Source organism: Methanoculleus marisnigri JR1 (assembly GCF_000015825.1).
Taxonomy (GTDB): domain Archaea; phylum Halobacteriota; class Methanomicrobia; order Methanomicrobiales; family Methanoculleaceae; genus Methanoculleus; species Methanoculleus marisnigri.
Map to the genome: position 1 here is coordinate 511,201 of NC_009051.1, position 14,652 is coordinate 525,852.

The window sequence follows — 14,652 nt, forward strand, 5'->3', positions numbered from 1 at the left end:
GGGGCAGGTGGATGCCGGAAAAACACGTTTGGAGCGCCGGCACGCCCGTCAGGAGGGGATGCGCTCGTCGTTCGGAGGAGGGATCTCCTCCGGCTCCCTGACCGGTGTCACCGCGAGTGTCCGCCCGCTCTCGGCACTGTACTCCCCGATACGGCGATGGACGTGCTCGACCATGCCTCCGGTGGTGATGATGAGCGAGTTCTCCCCGATGAGGGCTTTTAGAATACATTTGTCGATGACACCGTAGGTGTAGTCGAGGAGGATCCGTTCCCGGTTGGCGAACTCCTTCGCGCGGGTGCCCATCGCCCCGACGTGGTCGACCGTCCCGTGCTCCACGAGCGCCCGCACCTCGTCGCCCCCGGTTCTGTCGGCGTTGCAGAGGTAGATTCTCCCGCCCCCGTCTCCTGCCGGGGTGTGGCCGTGCATCGCCCGCTCGATCCGGTCGGTGAACTCGAGCACGCTTTTTGGGGGGACACCCCGGTCGATGACGCGGCGCAGGTTGAGTTCGTTGTAGAGGTCGAGGAGGGCGGGGGGTTTCAGCCTGGCGGTTGCGAGGAGGGCGTGGTCGGAGAAGACCTCCTCCGGCGGCCCCCGGGCGAGGACGCTCCCCCGTTCCATGAGAACGACCGAGTCGGCCCAGCGGTAGGCGAGCTCCACATCGTGGGTGGACACGAGTACCGTCCGGCCGCCGGAGGCGAGTTCGTCGAGGAGTTCCATCACCTCCTCCGAACTTGCGGGGTCGAGCGCGGAGGTCGGTTCGTCGAAGACGAGGACCGCCGGTTCCATCGCGAGGATGCCCGCGATGGCGACCCGTTTCTTCTCGCCGCCGGAGAGGTGGTGGGGCGGCCGCTTCTCGTAGCCCCGGAGCCCGACGTAGCCGAGCGCGTCCCGCACCGCCTGCCGGACGGCATCGGGGGGGAGGCCGAGGTTCACCGGCCCGAAGGCCACGTCCGCTTCAACGGTCGGGGCGACTATCTGGACGTCGGGGTTCTGGAAGACGAACCCGACCCGCCGCCGGAGGTCGCGAAGGCTCCGGTTGTCGTAGGCGAGCGGCCGGCCGTCGAACCGGATCACGCCCGAGGCCGGCCGGAGCATGCCGTTGAGCATCAGAAGAAGCGTCGACTTCCCGGCTCCGTTCGGCCCGACGAGGGCGGTCTTCGAGCCCGCCTCGATCCGGACGCTCACCCCGGCGAGCGCGGTTGGGCCGTTCTGGTAGGTGTAGGCGATGTTGTCGGCTTCGAGCAGCGGTGTCGTCATACGATTACCAGGCCCCCGGTGGATAGCGAGACGGCGAAGACCGCCGAGAGGTAGAGGAGACCCCCCGCGAGCGCGGGAGCCGATATCTGCCGGGTTTCGCCCGCGATGCCGAGCCTGCCGTCGTAGCAGCGTGCATCCATCGCAAGGACCAGGGCTTCGCCGCTCTCCCAGGTTCTGATGAAGAGCGCTCCGCCGAGCATCCCGAAGGATCGCACCGACTCCCGGAACCTCCCGTAACCGAGCCGCATCACCTGCGAGCGGTAGATCTGGCCTGCTTCCTCGATGAGGATGAAGATGAACCGGTAGGTGAGCATGGCAAGGTCGATGAGGACGGCGGGAACCCTGAGTTTCCGGAGGATATCGAAGATCTCGGTCATCGGCGTCGTGAGCGCGATGAAGTAGAGCGAGCACATCCCGCCGAAGACCCGCGCGAGGAGGAGAAGCGCGAGGTTCGCACCGCCGGCCGTGATTGCGAGGGGCAGATCGGGAACCTCGAGGAGCACCGCTCCGCCGCCGGTGATGAAAAGAACCACGACGATGCTCATCGCTGCAAACGAGACCGGCACCAGGAGGAGCTTCGCGTAGAACCGTGCCGGAATCTTCGCGAGGGCGAGGACGGCGGTGCTCATCGAGGCCGCGACGAGCAGGGGCGCGAAGGGGGCGTGCGAAGAGACGCAGAGGAGGATGCTTGCAGTCCCGATGAAGAGTTTGAGGGCCGGACTCGTCTCCCGGAGGTTGTTCGTCTGGGCAAAGTCTTCGAGCACCTCGTACATTCCTTCACCTGTTTACGGGATTGCCGGAAAGATCAGGCGGCCTTCCTGTTGCCCTGCCAGTAGCCGAAGATGTAACCGATGATCACGGCGCCGATGGCGGCCTGCAGGGCAAAGAGGAGCGACTCGATCTCACCGCTCGGGGGCTCCCAGAAGGGCTCGATCCAGGGCTCGTAGCCGGAGTCTTCGATGAGTCCGGCGGCCTCGCCGTCGGCCCCGCCCCAGGCTTCCTCCCCGTCGCCGAGGGTTGCCTGTATCGCGGCGTCCTGAAAGAGGAAGACGGCGGCGAAGATGACGATGAGCGCGGCGACCGCAAGCTCCATGCCGTACTTCATGCCGCGGCCTCCCGGAGTTTCTGGACGGTGCTCTCGGAGAGGAGGTTTAAGCGCGTGAGGATCTCGGGCTTGAGCTGGACGATGTACTTGAAGACGAGCATGATGATCGCGCCCTCGATGATGGCGAGCGGCACCTGGGTGACGGCGAAGATCGCGGCGAAGGCCGTGAATGCGCCGAGGAATCCGACGGTTCCCGGGAAGGCGAGCGCGAGCTGGACCGAGGTGACGACGTAGGTGACGAGGTCCGCGAGGGCTGCGGCGATGAAGACCGTCGCGTAGGTGTTTGCGCCCGCCCGGGTTCCGGCCTTATAGACGAGGTAGGCGACGGCGGGCCCCGCGATCCCCATCGAGAAGACGTTTGCCCCGAGGGTGGTGATCCCGCCGTGCGCGAGGAAGACCGCCTGGAAGACCAGGACAATCAGCCCGAGGACGGCGGCGATGCAGGGGCCGAAGAGGATACCCCCGAGCCCCGTCCCCGTGGGATGGGAGCAACTCCCGTTGAACGAGGGGATCTTGAGCGAGGAGAGGACGAAGACGAAGGCGCCTGCGACCGCGAGGAGCGGCAGGGTTTCCCGCCTCTCCCGCACAAGTCTGTTCAGCTGGTACACTCCAATGGCCACGAAGGGCAGGGAGATGAGAATCCAGATCTCCCACCAGGGGCTTGGTAAGAATCCTTCCATGATGTGCATGATATCACCGGTGGCTGCCGCCGTAGAGACGAGCAGAACAAATATGGTTTACCTAAGGCAAACTAATCTGATGTACCCTGGTTATCTCCGGTCATATTTATCTTCTGCGGTATTCAACACTACAGGAACGTTATGCGCCATATTCCAGTGATTGTCGTCGCGGGAACCCACAGCGGCTGCGGCAAGACCACGCTTGCAAGCGGCCTGATGGCGGCGCTCGCCGCCCGGGGACTTGCCGTCCAGCCCTTCAAGGTGGGTCCGGACTTCATCGATCCCACGCACCATTCAGCCATCTGCGGCCGGACGTCGCGCAACCTCGACCCGTTCATGATGGGGGAGGCAGGGGTGCGGGAGACGTTCGTCCGGGCCACTGCCGGGGCCGACATCGCCGTCGTCGAGGGTGCGATGGGGCTCTTCGACGGGCTCGAAGGAACCGATACCGCGAGCACGGCGCATGTCGCGAAGATCCTCGACGCCCCGGTCCTCCTCGTGGTGGACGCGGGGGGCGCGTCGCGGAGCGTCCATGCCATGATCCGGGGCTACGCGGGGTTCGACCCGGCCGTCCGGGTCGCCGGAACCATCCTCAACCGGATCGGGAGCCCCCGCCACCTTGCCATGATCGAGGAGACGAAAAGCCTCCCGGTCTACGGAGGGATCCCGCGGCGAACGGACCTTGCGGTCGAGAGCCGGCACCTCGGGCTCGCGATGGCGGCTGAGACGGGGATGATGGCGCGGTTCGGCGCGGTGGTGGAGGAGACGTGCGATCTCTCCGGCATCATCGACCTCGCCCGGTCGGCCCCGCCCCTCCCGGCGCCGGCGGGGATCCCCGGCCTGCCGGAGGCGGAAGTCCGGATCGGCGTCGCCCGTGATGCGGCGTTCTGTTTTTACTACGCGGACAACCTCGATCGGCTCGTGCGGGCCGGGGCGGAACCGGTCTTCTTCTCGCCGATGACCGACCGGCTCCCGGATGCGGATGCCCTCTACCTCGGGGGCGGCTACCCGGAGCTCCACGCGGAGGCGCTCTCCTCGTCCCGGTGCCGGGAAGACGTCCGCAGCGCGGTCGACGACGGCATGCCCGTCTATGCCGAGTGCGGCGGGCTCGTCTACCTTACCGAGCGGCTCACGACCGGTGAGGGCGATCACCCGATGGCCGGCGTCCTCCCGGCGGCGACGGAGATGACGGGCCGCATCCAGGCCCTCGGGTACGTCGAGGCCCGGGTTGCCGGGGCCGCCCCGGTCCTTGCCCCTGGCTCGGCCTTCCGGGGCCACGAGTTCCACTATTCACGTCTCGATTGCGCCCGTGACGCCCGGTTCGCCCTGGAACTCCTCCGGGGCCGGGGGATCGACGGCGGCCGGGACGGGCTTATCGCGCAGAACGCGGTCGGGCAGTACACCCATGCTTACTTCCCGGAGGGTTTCGCCGAAAGACTGGTCGAGGCGGCCGGAGCGTACCGGCGGACGTAAGGGGACATCGCGGCTCCCCTACGACCGCCGGCGCAAAAAAAAGGTGTCAGGCGGTGACGATGATCGTCCCGGTAATCCCGGTCGTCTGCGACTGGTAGGTGTAGTTGTCTGCGCCGTTGAAGGTGTAACTATAGGAGTCGCCCGGAGCAAGCAGCCCGGAGTTGAAGAATCCGGTTGCCCCGGTCGCCGATACGGTCTGGTTTGTGGAAGCGTCGTTGGTCCATCCCACCGTGGTGCCGACAGGTACGGTGAGCGTGTCCGGCACGTACCCGCTTTCGGTGATGGAGACGGTCTCGTCAGCGACGAGGGCCGCCGGCGTTCCCGGCGGGGTTTCGGTCACTCCCGCGGCAACGGTCGTTGTGGTTGCCGCCGGTGTTTCTGTTTCCATCGGGGTCTCCGTCTCCATTGTCATCGTGGTTGCGGTTGCCGCCGGCGTTTCTGTCTCCATCGGTGTCTCGGTCTCCATCGGGGTCTCCGTCTCCATTGGGGTCTCTGTCATTGCCGGCGTCTCCTCTTCTGTCTCCATCGGGGTCTCGGTGAGTCCCGGTGTCGTACCGGGTGTCACCGTCTCGTTGCCCGCTGGCTGCACACACCCTGCAATCATGATGCTCGCAATCACCATGAGAGCAAGGATACCAAACATCCTCTTCATGCGGTGGACGATGCTTCTTGGCGTAGATAAACTTTACCCTCCGCTGAAAAACCAAAATCCACGGTTTAAATCCGTCGCAGCAGCACCATGCCCGGCCGCCCCGGCATCTGAATTGTCCCATCGAACCCCTTGGGCGCCGGGTCCTTAACATATCCCCTGAGACGAAACAAACGGCATTGTACCGTGATTTCAGTACGCCGCCGGGACGTCCGATCCCGTCCGGCCGGCACCGGAGCGGGATGGAGTTCACGTCTCTGGCCGCCTCAGGGGTTCGGGGAGAGAGGGGTCCGCACCGGCGGGACGTCGCACCGCATGCTCATCGGGGTTCGATCCTCCCGCCCGGCTATAAGATATTTATAGCCGGGCACGGATAGGGGGCTCTATGGAGGCACCGGGCAGGCGCAGGTTCGGGAAGACCGGGCGGGAGGTCACCGCCGTGGGGCTCGGGGGAGAAGGAGTCCTCAGGACCTACGGACGGCACGCGGAAGCGAAGGCCGTCATCATGGAGGCACTCGATCAGGGGATCGCCTACTTCGACTCGGCGAAGGCCTACGCGGGGAGCGAGGGCTATTACGGCGAGGTCTGGAGGAACCGCCCCGATCTCCGGGCATCGGTGTTCCAGGCGAGCAAGTCGGCCCGCCGGGCAAACGCGGATGCCGAGATGGACCTTCAAGAGACTCTCCAGAGGATGGGTGTCGAGACCCTCGACCTCTGGCAGATCCACGACGTCCGGTCTTTCCCCGATATCCGGGAGATTGAAGGGCCGTCCGGTGCGCTCGAGGCGTTCGTCGAGGCGCGGGAGTCCGGCGTCGTCCGGCATATCGGGGTGACGGGGCACCACGACCCGGACGTCCTCGCACACGCGGTCGAGAACTGGCCGGTCGACGCCGTGATGATGCCCGTAAACCCCGTTGAGGAGGCGATCGGGGGGTTCCTGGACAGGGTGCTTACGGCCGCGAGGGAGCAGGGGGTCGCGGTCATCGGGATGAAGGTGCTCGGTGGGTCGAACTACCTCGTCCCCGATGCCGGGGTGACGCCTGAAGTCCTCGTCCGGTACGCCCTTGCCCGGGAGGTCTCCGTCGCGATCGTCGGCTGCTCGACGCCCGCGGAGGTGCGGGCGCTTGCAGCCGCCGGCCGGAGCGGTCCTTTGCCCGACGACGAAGCGGCGGCGCTCGTCGAAGCGTTCCGACCCCATGCCCGCGAGCTCGCCTACTACCGCGGATTCCGGTGAAGCGGTCCCGGCAAAATCTTCTTCTGCAACCGATATAACCCGGCGCCGCCAACCTACGAAGGAGAGCAGTTCTCTACACGGAGATGAATCAGCATGACGACCGAAAAACCGCATCGGCTCCGCACCCTCCGGAACCGTATCGCCGCATCGCCGGACGCGATTCTCGTGCTGGTCGTGCTCGTCATCTTCATGGACATGATGATCTACGGTCTCCTCATCCCGGTCTTCCCCCAGTATGCCCCCCGGCTCGGTGTGGGGGAATCGGTCATCGGGATCATCTTCGGGATCTACGCCGGAATGCTCCTCCTCTTCTCCATCCCGATGGGCCTCCTCTCCGACCGGGTGGGCCGCCGCCCTCTCATTGTCGCCGGAATGCTCCTCCTCGCGCTCGCGACGGCGCTCTTCGGCTTCTCGACCACGATCACCCACCTGGTTGCCGCCCGGACGGTTCAGGGGGTGTCGGCCGCGGCCACCTGGTCGGCGGGGCTTGCGCTCCTCGCCGATACCTGCGACCCCGCCCGGCTCGGGGAGAAGATGGGGGTCGCGCTCTCGGCGGTCGGGGTAGGGACGATCCTCGGGCCGGTGGCCGGGGGGCTGCTCTTTGAGTATGCGGGCTACACCGCCACCTTCCTCATCCCGGCGGCGCTGGCGGCCTCCGTCGGCCTCGCGGTCCTCGCCGTGCCTGTGCGCACCTGCAGGCGGGAGAGCGGCCCGCACCGCTCCCCTATGCTGCCCCGGGGCTCTCTCCTCTCGCTCGCCGCCTGTGCGGTCGTGATCGTCGCGGTCTCCGGGACGTACGGCGTCTTCGACCCCTACCTTCCGGTCTACCTGCATGCGGTCTTCTCCGCGTCCCCGGCGACGATCGGGGTCGTCTTTGCGGTACTGGCGGTTGCGGCCATCCTCGCCCAGCCGGCTGCAGGAAGGATCTTCGACCGGTACGGCGGCAGCCGCTACCTCATCGGCGGCGGCCTTCTCCTCGCGGGGGGTGCGACTGTCGCCGCCATGCAGGCGGGCTCTCTCCCGCTCACCGCCGCCGCCGTCTTCGTGCTGGGGGTCGCGCTGAGCTGCGCCCTGGTGCCGACGATGCCGCTCCTCGCCGATATCTACCGCGACCACGGATCGCAGGGTGCCGCTTACGGCATGTACAACACCTTCTTTGCCATAGGGCTCTCGGCAGGGCCGTTTGCAGGAGCCGTCCTCGCCGGCCGGTGGCCGCTGCCGGCGATCTTCCTCGGGCTGGCGGCGTTCCTCGGGGTTACGGGAATCCTGAGCGGGCTTGCCTTCGGGAGACTTACGCAACGGTGAGTTACGTTCTTGATGCCGCCGGTCGATGGATATTGCGATGTTACCAGAATTCTTCCGTCGGTACGCAGCCGAACTGCTGATCGCCTTCTTCGCCCTCATCTTTCTGGTTGGGGCCTTTTGCGAGATCGGAGGGGAAGCAGGAGCGTTCCTCACCTCGGCGCTCGACGTGGCGCTCTTCGTCATCCTTGCCATGCTCGTTTATCTCGCAACCCGGCACCCTGCGTTCCGGTGGATCGCCGTCCTCTGGCTCCTGATCATGGTGGCCGGGCTTGCGGCCCTCGCGGTGGGGTTCGGGGCCATAGCGATCCTGCCGGCCGAGATGCTCGAGACCGAGGAGATCGATCCGGAGACGGTCGACCTTGCCATGGCCGTGGAGGTTGTGCTTCTCCTCCTCGGTGCCCTCGTCGCGGGATTTGCAAGCCTCGTCGGGCTTTCACGCCGGTTCAGGGGATGGCTCGCGGGGTATCTCCCGTTCGACCCGGACTCGCTCCTCCATACGGTCGCGCTCGTGGTCATCCTCGCCATGATCCTCATCCCTCCCGTGCCGCTCCTTGTCGCGGGGGTTCCGCCCTTCCTCTCGGAGACGTTCCTCGATCTCCTGCTTGAGTCCGGGGATCTGCTCGCGAACACCGTCACGCTGAATGCCTATACCCTCTTCTGGACGCTCATCGGCTCGTTCTTTATCGCCGGGGCATGCGTCCGCCGGACGCCCCGCGAGACCCTGGAGCGGCTCGGCCTCGTCCGCCCGACGGGGAAAGAGATCGCTTTTGCCGTCGGTGCGGGTCTCGTGCTCGTTGCCGCCTTCCACTTCATCGACATGGCGCTCGCCATGCTCGTGGGCTGGCTCGGTCTTCCCGTCACCGACATGGAGGCCGTCAACCTGCTCTTTGCCGGAACGCTCACGCTCCCCGGGGTCATCATGGCGTCCGTCGCGGCGGGGTTCGGCGAGGAGGTGAGCATCCGCGGCCTGCTCCAGCCCCGGTTCGGCATCCTCCTCCCGGCGCTCCTCTTCGCATCGCTCCATGCGTTCCAGTACAGCTGGGACGGCCTTATCTCGGTTTTTATTGCAGGGATCGCGTTCGCCTATATCCGCAGGTACTCGAACACGACGACGTCGGCGATCACGCACACTGTCTACGACCTGGTGCTCTTCTCGATGATGCTGGTCGGGATGTCGATCTGAGGGGCGAAACCCCTTTTTTTCCGAAAAAAGTCAGTGCTTCCGGTATAGCCGCCCGTGAGTTTTACTGTGTATCCCATACCGCCTGCAACTCGGTGCGCGCTTCTTCCAGGGTATACAGGCGGCCTGCCTTGATATCTTCGAGCGACTCCTCGATGCCCCGGATAGCCTCGGCGCTCAGGGGCTCTTCGTCCTCGGCGGTATTCATGAGCCGCCTGATAACATCGTCAAAGGTCTCGCGAGGGTACCGCTTCATCCCTGCCAGCCGCTCCTTCGTCTCCCGGGATACCCCTGTCGTCCCATATCACGATCTATAGCGCTCTATTGAATATCGTCGTTGCGATCGTCCTTGATATCTCTGCTACAAGACCTGGTGTGAGACGAATCGTACAGGCAGGGTCGTTGGATACGCACTTTGCTATCGACAGAAACTACATGAAAAACAAGAAGCGCTGAGGGGGAGATTTGAACTCCCGAGGGGCTCAACGCCCCACGGGCTTTCCAGGCCCGCGCCCTACCGGTCTAGACTACCTCAGCAATGTGCATCATTAGTTGGCGGTGTATTTTATTAATATTAGCTCCCTGTGCGTGCCTTCCAGCCGCGGGGGTAGGTGCCGGGCCGCATCAGGACGGTGGTGGGCGCGACGACGAACCCCGGTTCCCCGGGTTTCAGCGCCGACGAATTGACGAGGCCCTTCCCAAGCCCCACGAGTTCGCCGCGCTCGGTCACGATCGCGACCGTCTCGCCTTTTGCAAACCCGCCCTCTTTCCCGACGACCCCCACCCCGGCGAGCACCGCACCGTGGCAGACGGCGTCGACGGCGGTGTCGCGGACGACGACCTTCGCAAGATCGGCGACGGCGGCCGCCGGGGGGAGGATCATTCCCTGCAGGGGTTCATGATTGCCCTCCCGGGCGGCTGCAACGGCATCGGCGAGTTCGTGGAGCGTGACGATGGTGGTCTCGTCGAAGGATCCCGATCGTATCCTCCGGAGTTCCTCCATGTGTGCGCAGGTCCCGAGCGCGTAGCCCAGATGAACGCAGAGCGTCCGGATGTATGTCCCGGCATCGCACCTGACCCGGAAGAGGACGAGCCGGCCGTCCATGTCCAGGATCTCGATCTCCTGGATCTTCCTGATCCGGAGGCTCCGCTTTACCGCGCTTTTTCTCGGCGGCCGCTGGTAGATCCGGCCGGTGAACTCCTTCGCCGCCTGCTCCACGGACTCCCGGGAGGCGTCGCCGTGAAGGCGCATCAGGCAGACATACTCCTTGTTGTGCGAGAGGAGGACGGGAGCGAGCCGGACGGCGCCGCCGAACATGACGATGAGCACCCCGGAGACCTGTGGATCGAGCGTCCCGGCGTGGCCCACCCGGCGCCCGAGGATACCCCCAACCCAGGCGGCCACCTGGTGGCTGCTCGGCCCCCGGGGCTTGTCGACGACGACGATCCCGGATTCCGGGACGAAACGTTCCTGGCCGGTCATCCCCTCACCTGCCTTCCGCATGAAGGTTCAGCGCTTCAAGGGTTCCCGCGAGCGACCCGTCCCCGACGACCGCCGGGGGATGCCCCCCGGCCCGCATGGCGTCGGCGGTGATCTCGCCGATGGCGATGAGGAGCAGGTCGTCGCGGGGCCGCCAGCGGGCTTCCCGGTAGGACATGGCGCTCGTGAAGAGGGCGGCGTCGGCGGCGTCAAGCGCGAGCTCGGTGCCCGTGGGGACGAGGGCGTAGACCCGCTCCTCCCGGACCGTTCCCCCGGCCGCGGCGATCGCATCGAGAAGGTCCGGGTTCGGGACGTCGGCCCGCGGGATCCCGACGGTCCGGCCCCGGAGCCAGTCCCCGAGGTAGGGGACGAAGTCGCGGGAGTAGAACGTGGGGAGAACCTCCGCCTCGATCCCGAACCCCCGGAGGACTTCGGCGGTCTTTGGCCCGATCGCGATCACCCGGGGCCACCGCTCGAGTTTCGGCCCGACGACCGCGGCGGGGAGGGCGCTTGAGAAGAAGAGGCAGTCGAACTCGCCGCGGTGGACGGCCTCGACGAACGTATCGATCCGGTCGGGCCGCAGATCCGCCCGGAGCGGCGAGACCGTGTAGCAGTCGTGACCATACGTCGCGCAGAGGGCACGGTCTCCCGCCGCCTTGTTCTCGAGCCGGGTGATGGCGATCTTCATCGCTACAACCTTCGTCCCGGTGGAATATGACTGTATCGTGGGAGACGATTCGGTTGGTTTATCCCCGGCCGCTTCGACCGGTAATTATCGTGCTCTCCGGAATCGTGCTCGGCACCGTCTTCGGCATAGGCTGCGGCGCCGTGAGCGGCCTCGTTCCCGGCATCCATGCAAACACCATGGCGGGGGTCCTCCTCTCGCTCCAGGCGCTCCTGCTCGCCTGGTTCGACCCGGTTTTCGTCGCTTCCGCGATGTTTTCCACCCTCGTTACGCACACGTTTCTCGACTGCGTCCCAAGCACGTTCCTTGGCATCCCCGACGCCGACACATCGCTTGCGGTTCTTCCCGCGCACGCCCTCTGCCTCGAAGGGCGGGGAGAGGAGGCCGTCCGGATATCCGCCCTCGGGAGTGCCGCCGGTGTCGCTCTCTCGCTCCCGCTCGCGCTGGCTTTCGTCCTGGTGCTTCCCTCTCTCCAGCCGGCGATCGACTGGGGGATCGGCCTTGTCATTCTCGCCGTCGCCGGCTACCTCATCGTCGTCTCCGAGTCGCCGGGATGGGCGCTTGCCGTCTTCGCGGTCTCGGGAATCCTCGGGCTCTTCTCTCTCGGCTACGCGTTCCTCTCCTGGCCGGCGGGCGGGGAGTCCGGGGTGCTGATGCCTCTCCTCTCCGGCCTCTTCGGGGTCGCGGTCCTTCTCAAGGCGTCGCACGGGGCGATGCCCGCACAGCACTTCCCGGGCATCGAACTCCCCCGGGACGCGATTCGACGGGGCTCTCTGCTCGGTTCGGCCGCCGGCGCTCTCGTCGGCTGGCTCCCCGGCCTCTCGAGCGCCACGGCAAACGCGCTTCTCACCTCGGTCGTCGGTTACGACTCCAACCCCCGGGAGTACATCCTCGCGACCAGCGCCGCGAACACCGTGAACGCCTTCCTCGGGCTTGCGGCTTTCTACGCCGTATCCCGGACCCGGAACGGGGTGATGGCGGCGATCGGAGCGCTCGAGGAGATGCCGCCGGCAACCGCCATCCTCCTCGCGGGCGCGATGGCCGCGGTCGGCGCCTACCTCCTGACCCTTCTCTTCTCGCGCACTGCCGGTCGGTTCTCCGGCCTGAACGTCACGAGCCTCAACTACGGCGTCATCGCGTTTGTCGTCTGCCTCTCCCTCTTCCTCTGCGGCCCGTTCGGGGGCCTCGTCCTTCTCCTCGCAACGGCGGTCGGCTACGTTCCGTCCCTCGTCAACGTCCGCCGGGTCTACTGCATGGGCGCGATCATGGTTCCCGTGATGGCCTACTCCTTCGGTCTTGCCTGACGGCCAGCGGGGTTTGCTCTTATATCGGCCGGGCACCAATACCGTACCATGCTACAGCGCTACTGGTTCGGGGACGTCGACGAGGAGGGGTGCCGGGCCGCCGGCACCGATCCGGCCGCGCTCGCGGAGCGGGCGGCCACGCTCCGCACCGGTATGGATTCCTTTGTTCCCATCGACTGGGAGGTTGCCCGGGACTGCGGGGTCGTCCGGACGCGGGCGGAGTACGTCGACCTGCTCCGGTCGGTCTGCACCACCCTTGCCCGGAAAAAGATCGCCCAATCGTACCAGGGCCGGGACGTCGAGCTCCTCCAGATGGTGAGGATGCTCGACGAGCTCGACAACGTCATCAACCTTCTCCAGGAGCGTGCCGCGGAGTGGTACCAGGTCACGAACCCCTCGTTCTCCCGGAAGTATCGCTCCCTCCCGGCGAAGAAGATGCTCGGGATCATCCGGAAGGGGGCGAGAGGAGGTCTCTCGGACGTCGCCGACGAGATCGACCGGCTCGCCGGGACGAGGAGCCGCCTGATGCGGGAGGTCTCGGCCCGTGCCGACGAGGTGATGCCGAATACGAGCGCCCTCATCGGCGGGCTGGTCGCGGCCCGGCTCCTCTCCAAAGCAGGGGGGCTTCCTGCGCTCGCGAGGATGCCGGGGAGCACCATCCAGGTTATCGGCTCGGAACGGGCCCTCTTCTCGCACCTCAGGGGCGGGACGCCGCCGCCCAAGCACGGGATCATCTTCCAGCACCGGCGGGTCCACAACGCGCCGAGACCGGTGCGGGGACGGGTGGCCCGGGTGCTCGCGGCGAAACTCGCCATCGCCGCCCGGCTCGACTACTACCGGGGCGAGGCGGTGCCGGAGTTCCTCAAAGACGCCCAGGCGCGGATCGACGAGGCGGGGGTCGAGGCATGATGAAGTGGCTTGGAAACGTGCTGGTCTCCCCCGGCGAGGGCGGGGTCTACGGGGAGCGGACGCTCGACGGTTACCGGGTCTGGGACCCCTACCGGAGCAAGCTGGCGGCGCTCTACACCCTCGGCGGCGGGGTGGAACTCACCCCCGAGATGCGGGTGCTCTATCTCGGCGCGGCGAACGGGACCACGGTCTCGCACGTCGCCGACTACGTCGAGACCGTCTACGCGGTGGAGTTTGCGCCCCGGCCGATGCAGGACCTTCTCGAGGTGGCCCGCCGTAGGCGAAACATCGTCCCGATCATGGCCGACGCGAGCCGCCCGGAGGAGTATGCGCCGTTCATGGAGGCGGTCGACCTGGTCTACCAGGACGTGGCGCAGCCCAACCAGGTCGAGATCGCGGAGCGAAACCTGGTCTTCCTCAAACCGGGAGGCCACCTCGTCCTGATGCTCAAGACCCGGAGCGTGGACGTCCGGCGCGACCCGGCAGAGGTGCTCGCCGGGGCGCGGACCGGGCTCGAGGAGCGCCTCGATATCGCGGACGTCCGGTGGCTCGACCCCTACCACCACGATCATGCCGCGATCGTCTGCTCCCGCCGGGAGTAGTATATATTAGAAGGGAGGGCGACTCCTTCACATGGACCGGGTCGTCTTCAACCCCTTCTCCCCGCTGATGCTTCTTTTCTTCTTCGGACTGCTCGTTCTCTTTCTCCTCGCAGTCATCGTCTTTCCGATTCTTTTTCTGACGGCGATCGGGGCGACGTTCACGCGGCTCGGGTTCTCCTGGTGGCAGGCGCTCTTTATTCTCTTCCTGACGCTGATCGGGAGTTTCATCAACATCCCGGTGAGCACGCTTGAGGGCCGGCCGGGGGTGCCGGCCTACGACCGCTACGCCGTGATGTACGGGCGGCTCTACCGCATCCCGCAGCAGGCGCAGCGGACGGTCCTCGCGATCAACGTCGGCGGCGCCCTCATCCCGGTGGCGATATCGCTCTACCTGCTCTACGAGTCGGTCGTGATCAGCGGGGGCTACCACCTCTTCGCCCTTGCGCTCGCCGGGGTCGCGGTCGTGACCGTCGTAACGAAACTCGTCGCCCGCCCGGTGCCGGGGCTCGGGATCGCGACGCCGTTCTTCATCCCGCCGCTTGCCGCGCTCTTTGCGGCGCTGATCCTCTCGCTCTTTGCAGGCGGCGTCCCGGCCGCGGCGGTGATCATCGCCTACGTGAGCGGGACGCTCGGCACCCTGATCGGTGCGGACCTCTTGAACCTCCACCATCTCGCGGAACTGGGGGCGCCGACGGCGAGCATCGGCGGGGCGGGAACGTTCGACGGGATATTCCTGACCGGGATCATCGCGGCGCTGCTTGCATGAGCGCCCCTTCAGCCGGTCGTGAT

15 protein-coding genes, 1 tRNA gene and 1 pseudogene are annotated in these 14,652 nt (G+C 66.4%); 8 read left to right on the plus strand and 9 right to left on the minus strand.

All coding sequences use genetic code 11. The features are described from left to right. Positions 1-48: 48 nt before the first annotated feature. Genes MEMAR_RS02570 through MEMAR_RS02585 form a run of 4 tightly spaced genes read right to left on the minus strand, consistent with a single transcriptional unit; the run spans position 49 to position 3,051 of the window. The gene (locus MEMAR_RS02570) at positions 49-1,257 is read right to left on the minus strand and encodes an energy-coupling factor ABC transporter ATP-binding protein (protein ID WP_011843371.1); all 1,209 of its coding nucleotides are present in this window, start codon (positions 1,255-1,257) and stop codon (positions 49-51) included. Continuing rightward, the gene (gene cbiQ / locus MEMAR_RS02575; RefSeq protein WP_011843372.1) at positions 1,254-2,030 is read right to left on the minus strand and encodes a cobalt ECF transporter T component CbiQ; all 777 of its coding nucleotides are present in this window, start codon (positions 2,028-2,030) and stop codon (positions 1,254-1,256) included. Before cbiQ ends, MEMAR_RS02570 begins: the two co-directional genes overlap by 4 nt. Positions 2,031-2,062: 32 nt before the next feature. Then, positions 2,063-2,362, minus strand: a complete 300-nt coding sequence (locus MEMAR_RS02580) for an energy-coupling factor ABC transporter substrate-binding protein (RefSeq protein ID WP_011843373.1) — start codon at positions 2,360-2,362, stop codon at positions 2,063-2,065. After that, a complete protein-coding gene (locus MEMAR_RS02585; protein WP_011843374.1) occupies positions 2,359-3,051 on the minus strand; it encodes an energy-coupling factor ABC transporter permease in 693 nt (230 codons plus the stop codon). The genes MEMAR_RS02580 and MEMAR_RS02585 overlap by 4 nt, the downstream gene beginning before the upstream one ends. Before the next feature lie 132 nt (positions 3,052-3,183). Here MEMAR_RS02585 and MEMAR_RS02590 point away from each other — a divergent pair, with 132 nt between their 5' ends. Further along, complete coding sequence (locus tag MEMAR_RS02590; RefSeq protein ID WP_011843375.1) at positions 3,184-4,515, plus strand: cobyrinate a,c-diamide synthase; 1,332 nt, start codon at positions 3,184-3,186, stop codon at positions 4,513-4,515. Between the two features lie 46 nt (positions 4,516-4,561). Here MEMAR_RS02590 and MEMAR_RS02595 read toward each other — a convergent pair whose 3' ends face one another. Then, entirely contained in the window at positions 4,562-5,167 is a 606-nt protein-coding gene (locus MEMAR_RS02595; protein WP_143706307.1) for a cupredoxin domain-containing protein, read from the minus strand. A gap of 382 nt (positions 5,168-5,549) precedes the next feature. On the opposite strand from MEMAR_RS02595, the gene MEMAR_RS02600 reads away from it, so the two are divergent. The 3 genes from MEMAR_RS02600 (at position 5,550) to MEMAR_RS02610 (ending at position 8,886) form a co-directional block, all read left to right on the plus strand. Further along, on the plus strand, positions 5,550-6,398 hold the full coding sequence (locus tag MEMAR_RS02600; protein ID WP_011843377.1) for an aldo/keto reductase: 849 nt from the start codon (positions 5,550-5,552) through the stop codon (positions 6,396-6,398). A gap of 93 nt (positions 6,399-6,491) precedes the next feature. Further along, positions 6,492-7,703, plus strand: a complete 1,212-nt coding sequence (locus tag MEMAR_RS02605) for an MFS transporter (RefSeq protein WP_011843378.1) — start codon at positions 6,492-6,494, stop codon at positions 7,701-7,703. A gap of 37 nt (positions 7,704-7,740) precedes the next feature. Further along, positions 7,741-8,886 carry a CPBP family intramembrane glutamic endopeptidase gene (locus MEMAR_RS02610; protein ID WP_143706308.1) on the plus strand — a complete coding sequence of 382 codons (1,146 nt, stop codon included), beginning with the start codon at positions 7,741-7,743 and terminating at the stop codon, positions 8,884-8,886. A 61-nt stretch (positions 8,887-8,947) separates the two neighbouring features. Here the strand turns inward: MEMAR_RS02610 and MEMAR_RS02615 are convergent. From MEMAR_RS02615 to MEMAR_RS02630, 4 genes and pseudogenes are all read right to left on the minus strand, one after another. Further along, a pseudogene (locus MEMAR_RS02615) lies at positions 8,948-9,160 on the minus strand (DUF7557 family protein); the annotation flags it as partial. A 173-nt stretch (positions 9,161-9,333) separates the two neighbouring features. Next, positions 9,334-9,420, minus strand: a tRNA-Ser gene (locus MEMAR_RS02620). 37 nt (positions 9,421-9,457) lie between these two features. Next, entirely contained in the window at positions 9,458-10,366 is a 909-nt protein-coding gene (locus MEMAR_RS02625; RefSeq protein ID WP_011843381.1) for an RNA-guided pseudouridylation complex pseudouridine synthase subunit Cbf5, read from the minus strand. Positions 10,367-10,370: 4 nt separating this feature from the next. Continuing rightward, the gene (locus MEMAR_RS02630; protein WP_011843382.1) at positions 10,371-11,051 is read right to left on the minus strand and encodes a uroporphyrinogen-III synthase; all 681 of its coding nucleotides are present in this window, start codon (positions 11,049-11,051) and stop codon (positions 10,371-10,373) included. Positions 11,052-11,140: 89 nt separating this feature from the next. Here MEMAR_RS02630 and MEMAR_RS02635 point away from each other — a divergent pair, with 89 nt between their 5' ends. The 4 genes from MEMAR_RS02635 to MEMAR_RS02650 are packed head-to-tail and all read left to right on the plus strand — an operon-like array spanning position 11,141 to position 14,629. Then, positions 11,141-12,352, plus strand: a complete 1,212-nt coding sequence (locus tag MEMAR_RS02635) for a tripartite tricarboxylate transporter permease (protein ID WP_011843383.1) — start codon at positions 11,141-11,143, stop codon at positions 12,350-12,352. 48 nt (positions 12,353-12,400) lie between these two features. Beyond that, complete coding sequence (locus MEMAR_RS02640) at positions 12,401-13,261, plus strand: NOP5/NOP56 family protein (protein ID WP_011843384.1); 861 nt, start codon at positions 12,401-12,403, stop codon at positions 13,259-13,261. Continuing rightward, positions 13,261-13,863, plus strand: coding sequence for a fibrillarin-like rRNA/tRNA 2'-O-methyltransferase (locus MEMAR_RS02645; RefSeq protein WP_011843385.1), 603 nt, complete (start codon positions 13,261-13,263; stop codon positions 13,861-13,863). Before MEMAR_RS02640 ends, MEMAR_RS02645 begins: the two co-directional genes overlap by 1 nt. Positions 13,864-13,894: 31 nt before the next feature. Continuing rightward, entirely contained in the window at positions 13,895-14,629 is a 735-nt protein-coding gene (locus tag MEMAR_RS02650; RefSeq protein ID WP_011843386.1) for a DUF1614 domain-containing protein, read from the plus strand. The last annotated feature ends 23 nt before the right edge of the window (positions 14,630-14,652 follow it).

Bases quoted from the DNA above. Each gene is read 5' to 3' on its own strand.
- MEMAR_RS02570 (WP_011843371.1), bottom strand. From the start codon at position 1,257: ATGACGACACCGCTGCTCGAAGCCGACAACATCGCCTACACCTACCAG.
- cbiQ (WP_011843372.1), bottom strand. From the start codon at position 2,030: ATGTACGAGGTGCTCGAAGACTTTGCCCAGACGAACAACCTCCGGGAG.
- MEMAR_RS02580 (WP_011843373.1), bottom strand. From the start codon at position 2,362: ATGAAGTACGGCATGGAGCTTGCGGTCGCCGCGCTCATCGTCATCTTC.
- MEMAR_RS02585 (WP_011843374.1), bottom strand. From the start codon at position 3,051: ATGCACATCATGGAAGGATTCTTACCAAGCCCCTGGTGGGAGATCTGG.
- MEMAR_RS02590 (WP_011843375.1), top strand. From the start codon at position 3,184: ATGCGCCATATTCCAGTGATTGTCGTCGCGGGAACCCACAGCGGCTGC.
- MEMAR_RS02595 (WP_143706307.1), bottom strand. From the start codon at position 5,167: ATGAAGAGGATGTTTGGTATCCTTGCTCTCATGGTGATTGCGAGCATC.
- MEMAR_RS02600 (WP_011843377.1), top strand. From the start codon at position 5,550: ATGGAGGCACCGGGCAGGCGCAGGTTCGGGAAGACCGGGCGGGAGGTC.
- MEMAR_RS02605 (WP_011843378.1), top strand. From the start codon at position 6,492: ATGACGACCGAAAAACCGCATCGGCTCCGCACCCTCCGGAACCGTATC.
- MEMAR_RS02610 (WP_143706308.1), top strand. From the start codon at position 7,741: ATGTTACCAGAATTCTTCCGTCGGTACGCAGCCGAACTGCTGATCGCC.
- MEMAR_RS02625 (WP_011843381.1), bottom strand. From the start codon at position 10,366: ATGACCGGCCAGGAACGTTTCGTCCCGGAATCCGGGATCGTCGTCGTC.
- MEMAR_RS02630 (WP_011843382.1), bottom strand. From the start codon at position 11,051: ATGAAGATCGCCATCACCCGGCTCGAGAACAAGGCGGCGGGAGACCGT.
- MEMAR_RS02640 (WP_011843384.1), top strand. From the start codon at position 12,401: ATGCTACAGCGCTACTGGTTCGGGGACGTCGACGAGGAGGGGTGCCGG.
- MEMAR_RS02645 (WP_011843385.1), top strand. From the start codon at position 13,261: ATGAAGTGGCTTGGAAACGTGCTGGTCTCCCCCGGCGAGGGCGGGGTC.
- MEMAR_RS02650 (WP_011843386.1), top strand. From the start codon at position 13,895: ATGGACCGGGTCGTCTTCAACCCCTTCTCCCCGCTGATGCTTCTTTTC.